General features: G+C 52.1%; 14 protein-coding genes. All 14 read right to left on the minus strand.

Going from position 1 to position 16,131, the window contains the following annotated elements:
- Positions 1–32 precede the first annotated feature (32 nt).
- Complete coding sequence (locus J4E05_RS09755) at positions 33–767, minus strand: calcium-binding protein (protein WP_349594904.1); 735 nt, start codon at positions 765–767, stop codon at positions 33–35.
- Between the two features lie 181 nt (positions 768–948).
- Positions 949–3,654, minus strand: coding sequence for a TonB-dependent receptor (locus tag J4E05_RS09760; protein WP_349594906.1), 2,706 nt, complete (start codon positions 3,652–3,654; stop codon positions 949–951).
- A 170-nt stretch (positions 3,655–3,824) separates the two neighbouring features.
- Positions 3,825–4,781 carry a FecR family protein gene (locus J4E05_RS09765; protein WP_349594909.1) on the minus strand — a complete coding sequence of 319 codons (957 nt, stop codon included), beginning with the start codon at positions 4,779–4,781 and terminating at the stop codon, positions 3,825–3,827.
- A gap of 112 nt (positions 4,782–4,893) precedes the next feature.
- A complete protein-coding gene (locus J4E05_RS09770) occupies positions 4,894–5,403 on the minus strand; it encodes an RNA polymerase sigma factor (protein WP_349594911.1) in 510 nt (169 codons plus the stop codon).
- A gap of 321 nt (positions 5,404–5,724) precedes the next feature.
- Entirely contained in the window at positions 5,725–6,438 is a 714-nt protein-coding gene (trmB, locus tag J4E05_RS09775) for a tRNA (guanosine(46)-N7)-methyltransferase TrmB (RefSeq protein WP_085587443.1), read from the minus strand.
- Between the two features lie 108 nt (positions 6,439–6,546).
- Positions 6,547–7,722: a methionine adenosyltransferase gene (gene metK, locus J4E05_RS09780; RefSeq protein WP_085587441.1), complete on the minus strand. Its 1,176-nt coding sequence runs from the start codon at positions 7,720–7,722 to the stop codon at positions 6,547–6,549.
- A 360-nt stretch (positions 7,723–8,082) separates the two neighbouring features.
- On the minus strand, positions 8,083–8,583 hold the full coding sequence (locus J4E05_RS09785; RefSeq protein WP_371454951.1) for a helix-turn-helix domain-containing protein: 501 nt from the start codon (positions 8,581–8,583) through the stop codon (positions 8,083–8,085).
- 72 nt (positions 8,584–8,655) lie between these two features.
- Entirely contained in the window at positions 8,656–10,239 is a 1,584-nt protein-coding gene (lnt, locus tag J4E05_RS09790; RefSeq protein WP_349594916.1) for an apolipoprotein N-acyltransferase, read from the minus strand.
- Positions 10,236–11,096, minus strand: coding sequence for a hemolysin family protein (locus tag J4E05_RS09795; protein ID WP_417842824.1), 861 nt, complete (start codon positions 11,094–11,096; stop codon positions 10,236–10,238). Before J4E05_RS09795 ends, lnt begins: the two co-directional genes overlap by 4 nt.
- Positions 11,097–11,206: 110 nt before the next feature.
- A complete protein-coding gene (gene ybeY, locus J4E05_RS09800; RefSeq protein ID WP_349594920.1) occupies positions 11,207–11,776 on the minus strand; it encodes an rRNA maturation RNase YbeY in 570 nt (189 codons plus the stop codon).
- Positions 11,760–12,881 carry a PhoH family protein gene (locus J4E05_RS09805; protein ID WP_085587434.1) on the minus strand — a complete coding sequence of 374 codons (1,122 nt, stop codon included), beginning with the start codon at positions 12,879–12,881 and terminating at the stop codon, positions 11,760–11,762. The genes ybeY and J4E05_RS09805 overlap by 17 nt, the downstream gene beginning before the upstream one ends.
- On the minus strand, positions 12,878–14,284 hold the full coding sequence (gene miaB / locus J4E05_RS09810; RefSeq protein ID WP_349594923.1) for a tRNA (N6-isopentenyl adenosine(37)-C2)-methylthiotransferase MiaB: 1,407 nt from the start codon (positions 14,282–14,284) through the stop codon (positions 12,878–12,880). Before miaB ends, J4E05_RS09805 begins: the two co-directional genes overlap by 4 nt.
- 138 nt (positions 14,285–14,422) lie before the next feature.
- Positions 14,423–15,304: a lysophospholipid acyltransferase family protein gene (locus J4E05_RS09815; protein WP_085587430.1), complete on the minus strand. Its 882-nt coding sequence runs from the start codon at positions 15,302–15,304 to the stop codon at positions 14,423–14,425.
- Positions 15,301–16,089: a l-ornithine N(alpha)-acyltransferase gene (gene olsB / locus J4E05_RS09820; RefSeq protein WP_085587428.1), complete on the minus strand. Its 789-nt coding sequence runs from the start codon at positions 16,087–16,089 to the stop codon at positions 15,301–15,303. Before olsB ends, J4E05_RS09815 begins: the two co-directional genes overlap by 4 nt.
- Positions 16,090–16,131: the final 42 nt, after the last annotated feature.

Genomic DNA, 16,131 nt, shown 5'->3' on the forward strand with positions numbered 1-16,131 from the left:
ATTAGCCCTCTCGGAACGGGCCGTTTTTTGCCTTAGACAAAATCGTTCTGGTCAATATCGGCAAAATCAACGCCGGTCAGGGTCACGGTGCCGTTGGCATGCGTAATCAGGGCATTGCCAGCCCCGTCATCGGCAATGGTGACATCATTGTAATCAAGATCGATCAGATCGCTGCCATCGGTAAAATCAGTGATCGTGTCATTGCCAAAGCTGGCGCTGGCATCAAATTCAAACACGTCCGCACCGCCATTGCCGGTCAGAACGTCATCACCGGCCCAGCCACCAATCACATCTGCACCAGCACTGCCGTTAATGGCAACGCCCTGATCGGCAAAAGTACTTTCCAGAGTAGACACATCGCCCGTGCGCAATTCGGCAAGAACAGAGTTGGTATCGGCATCGCCAAGATTCAGTCCGGAAATATCAACCGACGAATCGGTGAATTCAGCAAGCCCTGAATCAGAGTCGAAACCCAGAGTGCTACCAAAGGAAACATCATCAAGATTGCCACCAACGGTGTGGTCGGACATATCATATTCGAACATGCCGGTTCCGGTTGTTGCCAGAAATGCACCGGTATAGGAACTCCCGGTATCCTGATCTTCAAGCCAGAACTGATTTCCCATTTCTGTTGGCGACGTGCCACCCAGGAACGCCCCGTAATTACCAGTTCCACTTGAGAAGTTGTTGTCAAAATCTTCAAGAAAACCATGAAGATCAACGCCGTTGCCGGAACTATCTGCGGTTAAGTCAATCGTGATCGTCATTGTACAATTCTCCATTTGCATTTTTGCCTCAACCAGCGAGGCAACAATTCGATAATGACTATTAATATCACTACGAGTCAAATAAAAAATTTGTTTAAAATCATATACTTAAATGAAAAATAGCATGCCGGGCCGGGATTTCTCCCAGCCTGACACAAGACTTGGCAATGGCGATTTTAAATTAGAAATTACCACTTAAAGTCATTATCGCAGTCCGCCCCGGCGCCAAAGTAAGGCCCCCAAGCGCGTCGACATATGCTTCATCGGTCACGTTATTAACTGCAAATCTGAATTTGAGATTCCGATTAAGTTCGTACGAACTGTACAGATCGTATGTGCGATAGCGGAGGACACTTTGTGCGTCATCACCCGACGTTCCCGTAATATTATCTTCCGGATATACAAATGTCGCCCGTACGCCCAGGATCAAATCCTGATCAAACAACCGGACCCCACTATCGAGCGTATATTTTCGCTTGGGCAATGTATAAACAGTCATTAACCCGCCTGCCTTACCCCAGCTAGCAGGTAATCCAGTTCCATTGGTCGGAGAGGACGGCACAGCTGCCAATGGATGAATAATAGGATCGTAATTTCCTTCGAGGTCAGTATCGGTGAATGACATTGCCCCGGAAATGTAGAATTTCTCGGCGTCATATCCCAATTCCAGTTCGGTGCCGGAAATGTAAACCGGATCCTGCAAATTCACATAAGACTCTGCCTGTGCTGCAAGCGTCCAACCCGGTGGGCCAAGAGGTTGGGGTGTCGGCTGCGCAACAGCTGCCGAAACAATATAATTGTCAATTTTTGTCCGATAATGAGAGAGCTTTGCCCGGAATCCATCGTTCTTCGTCAACACATCATCAAATTTGAAATTGACACCAAACTCCGTCGTAAAAGATTCCTCAGGTTCAAGATCAGGATTTGCATAAAACGGAACAGGTACACCAGCAACATGCCGCCCCTTGACCATGCCCTCCATAATTGTCGGAGGCCGATAAGCCTGACGATAGGAACCAAAAAACTGAATTCCATTGAGTGGTGACACCCCCAGACTTACTGAAGGGGAGATTTTATGTCCAGAAAGGTCAATGTCGAGCGGCGTCCCTCCATCTTCACACTTATTGGCCGCGTTATATTGCTCACACCAATATGAATCGCCATCGAGCTGGAAACGGTCATATCTGATCCCACCTTTCAGCTGGACCAAATCACCCCAATCAAATGTTCCGTCTAAAAACGCTCCTTGAACATCGCGTTTGCCACTTGGCGTCGACCCTTCAAGCTCAAACCCGGCCCCCTTGCCACCAAGGCCCAGCGTTTTAGATTGGGTTTTAGTTTTGTCCTGGAAGGTCTCAACCCCGTAATCAAGGCTGAAGATACTGGCCTGCTTCATCAGTTCATCAAGATAAAATGAACTTTTGTTTGCAGTATCAAAGCCATAGGTATCTATCTTGTATTTAGTGTTAAACGCATCAGTCGTGACATTGCCACTGGAGGAGTAACGTGCCGGCCGAAATTGCTTATTCTCGGTCTGCGTCCACCAAAGACCGGTTTTCAAATCAATCAGGTCCGTATCCGGATTCCAGGAATGTTTTGCCGTTACTGTATGAGAAGTCGCTTCATCAAAGTCATTGTACTGGGCGTCTTCGCCAGTTGCTTTGCCAAATTTCGTCGTAAAGCCGACATAACCAAGATTTAATTCCTGATCTTCTGAAAGGGCGAGATTTGCTTTTAACAGGCCGGAGGATTGCCGTTGACCTGTATATTGTTGATTTTGGCCATTCGCTTCAACAAGGTCATCCGAATTATCAATATACAATCCGGGATTATTCTTTCCGCCCTTGTATTCACCAACCAGCTTTCGACTAAAGGCCGCTGCGACATCCAATTTCGGCGAGATCCTGGCAGCAATGGCTGCATCCCCAGCAAAACTATAGGCGTTGGTCCCGCGCGACAAATTGACTTTCCCGCCGACCTTTTCGTCTGCATCAAGGATATCGTCTGTATTCAGGGTTCGCATGGTTACAATCCCCCCGGATGTTCCGGCTCCACCCACGCCAGACATGTCGCTTTTTTCAACAGTGACATCCGCAAGTAATGCGGTATCAACATACATTCTGTTAACGACACCGTGACCTGACTGACTGAAGTTCTGGCGCGCGCCATCAATATTCATATTAACCCGCCCCTGATCTTGCTGCCCGCGCACGTTTACAGACAATCCCGGCTGCTGCCGATTACCCGCAACATCGACACCCGTTATCGGGTTGAAAATATCCGAAGCATCTCGTCCCGGTGTTTTCCGCATGCTTTCCTGGCTAATGACCGATACCGAACCCGGCGTCTCATAAACCCAGTCGGGATTGCCCTCATATCCAATATTGTCGTTCGCTCGGGAAATAATCGTGATGGGGGCGGTTGTAACGTCGGTTGAAGACTCATCGGTTCTTGCTGCAACGATGGAAACGGTTTTACCATCAAGGGGCTGCCAGCTCAGCTCACTTCCGGCAAACATCAGATCAAGCGCGTCAGTGGCTGTCATTTCACCCTTAACAGCACCAATGACGTGAGCGGTAGGCAAACTGCCATCCACCACCACATCAATCCCGGAAATCTGGGAATATTTGACCAGCGCGGACGCCAGATTTTCTGCCGGAATATCAAAATAATAAACACGGCCCAAATCACCACTTTGTGCCAGCTCAACCAGCTTGTTTCCGAAAGCGTCCTCATTTGACCCCGCCTGCACTGGTGCTGGCGCCATAACCATCAAACATCCGGATAAAGCCGTTGCTGCTATCCAGGTTGAGGAAAACTGTTTTTTCCGGCCCACGCCCTTTACCCCAGATAAAGACGGCACTGCTCCGGCCCCCACAAAATCCATTCTCGTTGTCTCCCAGGCAAATCATGCAAATGCATCGCATTATCGCGATCTACTCAGTAAGACGGGTTTGAAGTGGGGATATCCGATGGCTTTATTAATTTTTGCGAATAATTTTTATTCTCATGAAAATAATATGGCCAAAACCTTCATCCATCAGCCTTGCCGGTCAATCAGGCATCACGCAAAATGGTCAGATAACCACCAATCTGATCAACATTGATCGACAGCACCTTGCCCACAAGGGGCAAGACATCGGACGTACGGTTCAAGTTAACCACCAGCGTCACCGGCCGTTGTTTTAAGGCATCGCCCAAAACAATGATCCGCCCTGGATGCCAGCGCTGAAGTACATTCGCAACTTTTTCCAGCGGATCGCCGACGAAAACCAACCGGCCTTTACGCCACGCCAGCCGCATTGCCAGATCAACATCATAAGGTGTGCCCAACACGCCATTATCACAGGAAACACCCTCGCCGCGGGTCACATTACGCGTGTTTAAAGCCGTTTCAACATCAACGGAACCGGTTTGCGTGATGATTTCGCTTTGTCCATCATAACAGGTAACATCAAACCGGGCCGCGGCAACCGGGCGGACAAAGCCATTAGCTGCACGGACAAAAAAGTCCCGCTGGCGACCATCATGCTGAAAAAATACCTCGCCTTTATGCAGGGCAATGCCGGTTGCCCCTTTGTCGTCGGTAATCACTGACAAAGAAGACTGGCTTGCCAGTTCGGCCTGTACCCCGTCCAGCAATGTGATTTTGCGACGTACCCCTTTTACCGTTCGAAAATCGGCAAATGGGTGATGGGGAATGACATCCCCATACCAGCCCGCTGCCCCGACAAGGACAGCAGCCAGCCCCGCCCCCAGAAAAGCCCGACGCCCTGACTTGCCCTGCCCATCCAAATTTAAATTGCCTAAATTCAGACTGGAGGTTCCGGTCCACAGATGCTCTATTTCCATAAACGCACGGTGATGCGCCGGATCAGCGGCAAGCCAGTGTGCAAAATTCGCACGATCATGCTCGGACTCGGTACCATCAAGCAACAGCGCGAACCAGTAAATTGCCTGTTCGGCTGCACTGCTCCCATATTGATTTTCCGCGATGGGGCCACCTGAATCCATTATTTGGCTGTTCCGTTTTGCAAAATAAACGCCTGAAATTCCCGTGCAGACACATAACTGCAGCAGGCCTTTTTATAGGACGAACTGATTGCTCTGATATCTGATCAAAAAATCAGTTTTTTTCGCCCATATCCGTCGCTTCCTTAATCAGGGTTAAGGCACGAACCATGCGGCTAAAGGCTGTTTGCGGTGGAATACCCAGTTTCTCGCCGATCTCGACATAGGTTTTCCCCTCAAGCCGGGCGAGGATAAAAACGTCGCGCAAGGGGGGCGGCAAGGCATTCAGGGTTTTTTGTAATTGGCGCAACTCCTGACGCGACCACGCGATCTGGTCGGGCAGGGGAGCATCGCTGGCAACAAATTCCAGACTTTTTTCAGAATCAGGAACAAAGCGTAAAATCCGTTCGCGACGGAAATGATCAATCACCAGATTTTGCGCCGTGCGATACAAATAGGCCTGCGCATATTTAACATCGGGCAAAGACGGGGTGGTCACAACACGCAGGAACGTGTCCTGAACAATGTCATCTGCCGTGTACCAGGCCAGCTTGCGTTTCTGCACAAAATGCCGCAAACGCACCTGATATTGTCGAAACAGTTGGTTGATATCCCAATGGGTCACAAGCCTGACCTTTGAAACGAACCCACGTTCAAACGTTCCGGCTTTATAATCCGGAACAACGCGGTAATGTCATATCAGCAATACAAAACAGATATCGCATATGAAACTCATTCTCAATAAAAACTTGATCCTGCCTATGCGGGAATGTTGTTTTTCCGCAAAAAACCCCACCGTTTTCGCAGCCTTCGGCAATGATTGCCCCGAAACCGGATCTACATCGCACATGCCCTCAAAAGCCAAAAGGCCCTCTGTCCATGACAAAGGGCCTTGCACAAGGCTGCGATATTAAAGTGGCCCCACGGGACGCTTCGTCCGAATGTATCAGACGCGATTTTTACGACGAAAGCGCAAATAATTACACTTTTTGCCCTGGCGTAGCGCCTTTTGCTCATACCGGGTTTTCACCCAGTCCTCCGGCGGAATGCGCCAGTCATCCGGGGTTTCTGCCAGCCATACAAAATCGGGGTGATTGTGCAAATGCTGGAGGGTCCAGGAAATATATTGCATATCATCACTGGCAACCCGAAACTCACCGCCATCCTTTAACAGACGCGCCAGCAACGCCAGGTTTTTAGGGCCGACAAACCGGCGTTCAGCATGGCGTTTTTTGGGCCACGGATCCGGAAACAGCAAAAACACCCGGTCAAAACAGGCATCGCGCAATTTATACAAAAGCGGGCGTGAATCATCGGGTACCACGCGCACATTTTGCAAGTTACGATCGCTAATATGCCGAATCAGGCTGCCAACGCCATCCATATAAGGTTCACAGCCGATAATTCCAACATCTGGGTTGGCTTCGGCCTGTCCCGCCAGATGTTCGCCGCCCCCAAAACCGATTTCCAGCCATAATTGTGATCGATCCGGGGTGAAATATGACTGCGGATCAACACCGCCCTGCTCTGGATAGTCGATCGCCAGTTTTGGCAACAAATCATCCATCAACGTCTGACGCGATGCCTTTGGCGGACGGCTGCCACGGCGGCCATAAAAATTCGGGCGGTCTGGGGTTGGAATCGGTCTGTTGCTACGCATGACTTATCTGGCAATTGAAAATGCAAAACGGGCGGCCTTTCCGGGCCGCCCGCCTCATAACATGTCTGGTGACTTTGGCAAATCACCTATCCGGCTACTGTGGCAAGTTTACGCACCAAAGGCCGATTTAAGCTCGCCGACCAGATCGGTCTGTTCCCACGAGAAAAACCCGCCTTCTTCCGGCTGGCGGCCAAAATGACCATAAGCCGATGTCGGCGTATAAATCGGGGCACACAGATTAAGGTGTTCGCGAATGCCACGCGGGCTCAGGTCCATCAATTCACGCAGAACCTTGCCCAGTTTCACTTCGTCAACGTCACCGGTTTCGTGCGTGTTAACATACAGTGCCAGCGGCTTTGACACGCCAATCGCATAGGCAACCTGCAATGTGCATTTGCTGGCAAGCCCAGCCGCCACAACGTTTTTCGCCAGATAGCGCGCCGCATACGCCGCCGAACGGTCAACCTTCGTCGGATCTTTGCCCGAAAAAGCACCGCCACCATGCGGGGCAGCCCCGCCATAGGTATCCACAATGATCTTGCGACCGGTTACACCGGCATCGCCGTCCGGTCCGCCAATGACAAAGCGGCCCGTCGGGTTGATGTAAATTTCATCTTCCGGCGGCAGCCAGCCTTCGGGAAGGGCCTGGGCGATATAAGGCAGCACGGCTGCACGCACATCGTCCTGGCTAAAACCTTCATTATGCTGGGTCGAAACCACAACAGATGTCGCCCCAACCGGCTTGCCATCGACATAACGCAGGGTCACCTGGCTTTTGGCATCCGGACCAAAGATGTCAGATTTGCCTGAATGGCGGTCTTCGGCCATGTGGCGCAAAATCCGGTGTGAAAACTGGATCGGAGCCGGCATCAATTCGTCGGTTTCATCACAGGCATAACCGAACATAATGCCCTGGTCGCCAGCGCCAAGGTCTTTGTTGTCCTTGGAATCAACACCCTGGGCAATATCGACTGACTGCTCATGCACATGGCACGAAATATCGGCAGTTTTCCAGCTGAAACCTTCCTGATCGTAACCAATCGCCCGAATGGCTTCGCGCGCTGCTTCGATCATGGTTTCGTCATTGGCGACACTGGACGGACCACGAACTTCACCCGCCAGAACCACGCGATTGGTCGTCGCCAGGGTTTCCACCGCCACGCGGGCATCAGGATCGGCGGCCAGAAATGCATCAACGATCGAGTCGGAAATGCGATCACAAACCTTGTCAGGATGACCTTCTGACACAGACTCGCTGGTGAAGAGATATTCTTTATGAGACATATAAACCTTCTCCGGTGAAAAGGGAGTTTCCAAAAACTGGACCGGAGGGCCGTGATACGAACGTATCGATCAGCGCCCACTTAGCCTTTTTTTGCGTGGTGGCAAGCGGTCCAAATCCGTCCACGTCATCAACATGTCATATCCCATCAGGGAAAATGACCCAAGCTTTTTACGTCAAGTGACTGGAAAAAACTTCACCCTGCATATGACGAGAAACAAAAAAGGGTAAAGTTACCTTTAGCGCCAAGCTATTAAGTCACATTACCCAGACAAAAAAACGCATTCGGGCCAGGCACCGAATGCGTTCAAAATATTGCAGGTTTCAACGTCGCCAGACGTAGTTACGTCACGCTAAACTTGTTATTTGCTGTCACTGCCATCGGCAGCCGGCAAAACACCCATTGCCTTGACCAGTTCAAAAACACGTTTGCGCTGAACCGGATCCGTGATGCGATAATAAGCCCGCACCAGTTCCAGGGTTTCGCGACGGTTCATCGGATCGTTATCAAACGGATCCGGGCTTTCCGACATTTCGCGGCGTTCATGAACAGATTTCGCTGAAATCTCGTCCGGCATATCATCAAAAAAGAACGAAACCGGCACTTCAAGTACACGGGACAAATCATACAGACGCGATGCACCCACACGGTTTGCACCCCGTTCATATTTCTGAACCTGCTGAAAAGTCAGGCCAATGGCCTCACCCAGCTTTTCCTGGCTCATACCCAGCAGGGTCCGGCGCAAACGCACACGGGCACCAACATGGATATCCACAGGGTTCGGTTTTCCTGTGGCCGTACGGCCACGGCCACGACCGCGTGTATTCTTTACAATCATCACACTGTCATCCTTCGGCGACATCGTCTTGTCCTTCTCACACTCCGACCTGCCGCCCTGTTCTTATGGGGGACACTTTTTGGGCGGTCCGGTAAACTATTTTTTCGTTCCAGGGGATTTACGAAACCGCTGATATCCCAATACGAGAACGATGATTAGTGTCACAATACCGTAAAATGGTATATTGCGCCACAAATAATATACTGTGGTATGGTTTTTATCACCCAAAAGGGGGGATACCAGGATTCCCTGTTTGGTTAGGGATAGGGACTTCTGGTTTCGGCCATAAGAATCGAAAACAGCCGATACGCCCGTATAGGCTGCGCGGACCAACGGTAACCCTTCCTCCACTGCCCGAAAACGTGCAGCTGCCAAATGCTGATAGGGACCGGCACTATGCCCGAACCAGCCGTCATTGGTCACATTCAGCAACCATTCCGGCCTGTCGTGGTCATCGGTAACGGCACCGGGAAAGATAATTTCATAACATATCAACGGCGAAAAGGGCGGCAAGTTTTTTACATGTAAAGTTGCCGGACCATGACCGGATGAAAAGTCGGTTCGCCCCGCCGTCAGCTTGGGAAATGGCAGGATAGAGCGAAACGGAACATATTCCCCAAACGGCACCAGATGAAATTTATCGAAGCTGGCAACAATGCGGCCTTCATCATTAATAACCTCGACCGAATTCCACACCTGAAAGTCATCGCTATCGCGCGGAAAGGTGCGCGGTGCCCCGGTAATCAACACATCACCCGGCGCTAAAACATCCGCCATCATTGCCCGGCGGCCCGGATCGGTTTCAAGAAAAAAGGTCGCTGCCGTTTCAGGCCAGATAACAACCCGTTTGCGCCCCGCCGGTAAATCTGCCGGGCGGCGCGACATGGCAAGCAACTGGCGAAAATGCTGGTCCTGAAGCGATTTATCCCATTTTTCAGACTGGGGAATGTTGGGTTGAACAATTTGCAGGACCGGTGCATCGGCCGGCGCATCGGCAACCGCAACATCGGCAGCTGGCAATCCTGCCAAATGCGCAGCCCCCCCCACCCACAGAACCACCGCAATCAGCAAACCCCCGATCGAAACCAAGCGCCCCGTGCGCCCGGCCACCCAAAGTGAGGGAAGGGTCGCAAAAAGTGCTGTAACAGCACTAAGGCCATACACGCCAATCACGGATGCCAATTGCATCGGGGCCGGATCAATCGCCCAGACATGACCCAACAGGTTCCATGGAAATCCGGTTAGCACATGGCCGCGGGCAAATTCGGCAATTGCCCAGAATGCTGCCAGTAAAAAGGCACGGGAAATCCGCCCGCTGCCCAACCGCCAGCTGGCCCAGACTGCAATCATCGGAAAAATCGCCAGACCTCCGCCAAGGCCCAGAATGGCAAAGGGGATCATCCAGCCATAAATTTCCGGCTGCACCAGAAACGCATGCGCGATCCAGTAAAACCCGGCGGCAAAATGCCCGGTACCAAACCACCAGCCTGCGGCAAGCGCGCTTTTGCGGCTTTTAACGCCATCCAGCGTCCAAAGCAGAACGGCAAAGCCGAATGGCAATGCAGGAATAAAAAACAAAGGCGGCAAAGCCAGAACGGCCGCCGCCCCCGATAAAAGCCACACCAACCGGCGCGGCCAGCCATCCATGGTGGCCAGACGCCCGGCCAAGCGATCAATCATTTAGGCATTTCCTGCGCAATTTCCCCGCCCGGCAGGGAAGGATCTGTACGGTGTAAATGAATGCGCAACCGGCGCACCCGGCGCGGATCGGCATCAAGAACTTCAAACTGCAACCCCAGAGGATGTTCGATCAGCTCGCCACGGGCCGGAACCCGACCCGCCAAGGAAAACACCAATCCGCCAAGCGTATCAATGTCCTCATCTTCTTCATCATCAAGCAGACCAAAACCCAGCTTTTCTTCCAGGTCTTCAATCTCATAGCGGGCATCGGCAACAAAACAGCCATCGGAAAGGCGAATCAATTTCGGCGTTTGGTCAACATCATGTTCATCATCGATCTCGCCCACAATTTCCTCGACCAGATCCTCGATGGTGATCAAACCATCAATACCGCCAAATTCATCAACGACCAGCGCCATGTGCGTGCGCGACAACCGCATTTCTGACAGTAAATCCAGAACCCGAATGGCTGGCGATACAAACAGAACCCGTCGTAAAAGGGCGCTAAGCCGGTATTCCCGTCCTGCTGCATGGCAGGCCAGCACATCCTTGATATGAACCATCCCGGCAACATCATCGAGCGTATCACCATAAACCGGCAGGCGTGAATGGGCTTTGGTCACCATTTCACTCACCAGATCGGGCAGGGATATTTTTTTGGGTACAGCCACAATGTCTGTCCGCGGGATCATCACATCCTCGGCGGTCATATCGCGCAAGGCGATGATATTTTCAAACAGGGAACGTTCATGCAAAGATACCGGCTCGTCGTCTTCCTCGGTCCGCTCGGCCAGTTCTTCCAAAGTATCGCTCAGGGATGCTTCGCCATTGCGTGATCGTGTTTTGCGCAATCCCATGGCAGAGGCAACATTCCCCCAAAACGAGGCACCATCTGCCTCTTCATGTAACTCCCCACCAAGGCGGGGCGTGATACTGTCCTTGTCTTCGTCGCGTTCACTGAGGTCGTTCATTGTCCCGTTTCGACATCCTGATCTTCAATTGGGGCATAGGGATCATCTATTCCCATCCCGGCAAGAATATGGCGCTCCAGTTGCTCCATATGTTCGGCTTCATCATCAACCATATGGTCATAACCGACAAGATGAAGTGTGCCATGCACCGATAAATGTAACAGATGGTGCAAAAGCGGCTTTTTTTGGTCGTCTGCTTCGCGCTGGCAGGTTTCCCGGGCGATAATAATGTCGCCCAGCATCAAGGGCATATCAGGTGCCAGATCAAATTCGCTGGCACCTTCGTCGCTTTCCAGTGCCGCAAACGACAGCACATTGGTCGGCGCATCCTTGCCCCGATAATCACGATTAAGCACACGCACACTGGCATCATCAGACAAGGTAACGCTGATTTCAATCACCGTCACCTGATCTAACAGCGATTTTTCGTCATCCTCGTCCCACAGCGCACCATCATGTGCCGCAGCATTTAATGCCGCTTCAACTGCAGAACGAATCGCGACCAGCTCGTCATCGCGCCAGTCACCGGCCTCGATCACAACGTCGAGATCAAGCTGCGCTGTCATCACCGGCTTTCTCTCGTACTTTGCGATCCCCGTGCCCCTGGCTATAACTTTTGCCAATGCGTTCACGCAGGGCGTCAGCTTCGTCATAGGCCTGCACAATACGGGTTACCATGGCATGGCGCACCACATCGCGCTGGTCAAACTTAACCCGGCCAACACCTTCAACCTTATCAAGTGTTTCCATCGCATCACGCAGGCCCGACTTCACCCCGGAGGGCAAATCGATCTGGGTAATGTCACCCGTCACCACCATCCGCGAACCTTCGCCCAGCCGGGTCAGAAACATTTTCATCTGCATCGGTGTGGTGTTTTGCGCCTCATCAAGAATAACAAACGCATGCGAAAGAGTACGCCCCCGCATAAAGGCCAGCGGAGCCACTTCAATTTCACCGCGTTCCATACGCTTGATCACAACGTCACCCGGCAAGGTGTCGTGCAACGCGTCATAAAGCGGGCGCAGGTAAGGATCGACTTTATCTTTCAAATCACCTGGCAAAAAGCCCAGATGCTCGCCGGCTTCAACGGCCGGGCGTGACAACACAATCCGGTCGACCTGGCCTTGCGTTAACATCTGCACAGCCATCGCCACAGCAAGATAGGTCTTGCCTGTGCCCGCCGGGCCAACACCAAACACCAGTTCATGTTCCAGCATTGCCTTCACATAATCTTTCTGGCGCTTCGATCGCGGCGAAATCCGGCGCTTTTTGGTCTGGATCACCAGTTCCGATCCACCAAACATACCGGTTTTCGGGGCCGCCGGATCATCCCACGGGTTGCCTTCATCAGGTTCAGACAAACGAATGGCGGCATCCACCGTTTCAACGTCAACCCGGTCAATTTCCTGATCGCGCAACCGCGCATAAAGCTGTGACAGAACCGTCTTTGCCTGGCTAACCTTTTGCGGCGCGCCGCGCACAACAACGATAGAACCCCGGCTGGAAATTTCCGTGCCCGTGCCTTCGGCCAGCCGCAATAAATTTTGCGCCTGGGGCCCATAAAGCAACTGCGACAAGGCATTATCGTTAAATTCTATCTGATCCGTATCAAGTGGCGTCTGTTTTTGTTTTTTGATCGGGCTTTTTGCCTTTTCAGTGGTAGCGCTCACGCAACATTCCTTTCCGAACTGCCACTTTCAACCAGTTCACCCGCCAGAGAGAACGGTTTGGCAGCTGTAATTTTCAAACGCACAATGCGGCCCAAATCTGCCTCGGTCAGGCCACTCACATGGACCGGCTGCATGTACGGGCTGCGTCCCACAAGCTGGCCTTCAAACTTGCCTGTCCGGTCCAGCAACACATCCATTTCACGACCGACACAACTTTGGTTAAAAACCATTTGCTGTTCAGCCAGCAAGTCTTGCAGCCGGGCCAGACGCTCGGCCTTTACTTCCTCGGGAACCTGCAATTCCATGGCAGATGCCGGGGTGCCGGGGCGCGGGCTGTATTTAAAGCTGAAGGTCTGAATGAAGCCAACCTGACGCACCAGATCCAGCGTATCTTCAAAGTCTTTTTCCGACTCACCAGGAAAACCGACAATAAAGTCAGACGACAATGCCAGGTCGGGCTGGGCCGCGCGCAGACGTTTGACAATATCAAAATAGGTTTCACGGTCATGCTTGCGATTCATCGCCTGCAACACACGGTCAGAGCCGGACTGAACCGGCAAATGCAAAAACGGCATCACCTTGGGCAAATCGCGATGGGCAAAAATCAGATCGTCATCCACATCACGCGGATGCGATGTAATATAACGGATGCGTTCCAGCCCTTCGATGTCGGATAATTCGCGCAACAACCGACCTAATGTCCATTCATCGCCATCAGGGCCTGCCCCGTGATAGGCATTCACATTTTGGCCCAAAAGGGTAATTTCACGCGTGCCATGGGCAACAATCTGCCGGGTTTCAGTGATGATATCCATGCCGGGGCGCGAATATTCGGCACCACGGGTATAAGGCACCACACAAAAGGTGCAAAATTTATCACACCCTTCCTGAATGGCGATAAAGGCGGAATATCCCTGCTGCGACACCTGCGCAGGCAAATGATCGAACTTTTCCTCAACCGGGAAGTCGGTATCAATGATGCGGTCATTGCCAATGGCACGGTTGGCGCGCGCCACCATTTCAGGCAGACGATGATAGGTTTGCGGACCAAAAACCATATCGACAATCGGTTCGCGGCGCATCAGTTCGGCACCCTCGGCCTGGGCAACACACCCGGCGACGGCGACGATCATTTTATCGATTCCGTTTTCTTCCTTGGCTTTTTTATGTTTGCGGATCCGGCCCAGATCGGAAAAAACCTTTTCGGCGGCCTTTTCGCGAATGTGGCAGGTATTAAGAATAACCATATCCGCACCGGCTGCCTCATCGACCGGCTCATAACCCAGCGGTGCCAGAACATCCTGCATCCGCTGGCTGTCATAGACATTCATCTGGCAGCCATAGGTCTTAACAAAAAGCTTTTTCGTCGCGCTCACTTTAATGATCCGTTCCGCTCGTTTCATACGTCGAAAGCGGCGTGAAATTCACACCGCCTGTCGAACATCTTTGATATCTGAGATCAGGTGGCACAATTTTACGTTCGTGCAACCCGTTTTTCGGCGAAACGGAAAAAAAGCCATCATCGCGATGCGCTGGAAATTCTAGCCAAACAGGCGAAAATCTTCAAAAACAACCGCCAACGGGGTACATCCAATCAAATCACCCGACCGCCTGGTGTCAGGAAGCGACACACCGGCACCCTGCTTGGCGCCCGTTAATGCAGCCTGATGCCCCTGAACAACCAGCGACTCGCAAATACGGGACATATCCTTGCGCGATCCTGCCTGTGCCAGCGTCATTGGCGGATGAACAACTACTTCCACCGTAACCTTGCCGAGGGCGAGAAACTGCCACAAATGCGGCGCCAAGTCCATATCCCCGTACCACGAATAAAATGCCCGCAAATCCCGGCCCATTGGCGCACCGTCAAGGCGGGTGGCCGCAATTGAAACCGGCTGCACTTTTACCTGCGATCCATCGGGCAAAACTGTTTCAGCCACACCAAACAGGGTCGACTTAAACGGCAAGACACGGTTGCCGTCATTGCTGGTTCCTTCGGGAAACAAAATCAGCTTGTGCCCGTTGGCCAGCCGCTGACTGATCTCGATGGTTTGCTCGCGGGCCCGAACCGGGCGACGTTCAATAAAGGTGCAACGCTGCAACTTCGCCAAAAGACCAAAGACCGGCCAGTTCGCCACTTCCTTTTTGGCAATAAAACTGCCCTTGGTCATCGCGCCCAAAACAGGAATATCAAGATAGGACGCATGATTGGCAACAATGATCCCGCCACCTTCCAGTAACGGCTCACCTGAATATTGCACATCGATATGCATGATTTTCAGACACAGGCCATGATAAAATCGTGGCAGGTCATCCGCCAGCTTCAAACGCAGGGCAACCGCCACCATTTGAACCGGCAGCAGCGTCAATGTCAGCAATGCATAGATCAGCAGCCTGATGGCAGCACAGGGATAGCAGCTCACGATACCCTCGCGGTCCGTTCATAATGCTTGTAATAACGCTCGGTTACTTTTTCAGTCGGCAGGACAATGCAGATATCGGTGGTGTTAAACTGATGGTCCACCACCGCACCGTCGCCAACATAGCCGCCCAAACGCAAATATCCCTTGATCAGCGGCGGCAGGTCGCGCAGGGCCTGGCGGGCATCAATCCCGTCAATGCTGGCGCGCGCCATGCTTTCATACCGCTCGGCAACCGCACGCGGACGCATGGCTTCCGGGGCAAGGTGATGATGATGCAAATAGGTCAGAACATCGCTAAAGGCATCAGGGTCGGTACCGTGAAACGATGCACAGCCAAACATCAGTTTGATATCATGTTCAAACACGTATTTGGCGATGCCTTGCCACAACAGTTGCAAGGTTGGCATCGTGCGATAGCCTTCCTCAACACAGGAGCGGCCCAGTTCCATGATCTCGCCTGACTTGATCGTCGAAAGCATCGAGTCGATCTGATATTCATCTGCACTGTAAAAGCCGCCATTTTTATTGGCAACAGACTGGCGCAGCAAACGATAGGTGCCAACAACACCATCGGCACCTTCGCCGCGGCTATGGTCGATCACCAGAAGATGGTCGCAAATCGGATCGTAATGATCGAAATCGCGTTTCGCTTCCATCATCTCAGCAGTTGCTTGCGCACCACGCTCTTCGTAAAAAACCTTATAGCGCAAACGCTGGCTGGCCAGAATTTCCGCTTCGCTTTCTGCAAGGCGAACTTCCAGTCCCTGCTGTCGAACGTCGCTCATCGCAACTCCCTTTCGTTCAGTTACATTAATCTTGCGCAAGAT

This window comes from Thalassospira sp. NFXS8 (assembly GCF_040148805.1).
Lineage (GTDB): Bacteria > Pseudomonadota > Alphaproteobacteria > Rhodospirillales > Thalassospiraceae > Thalassospira.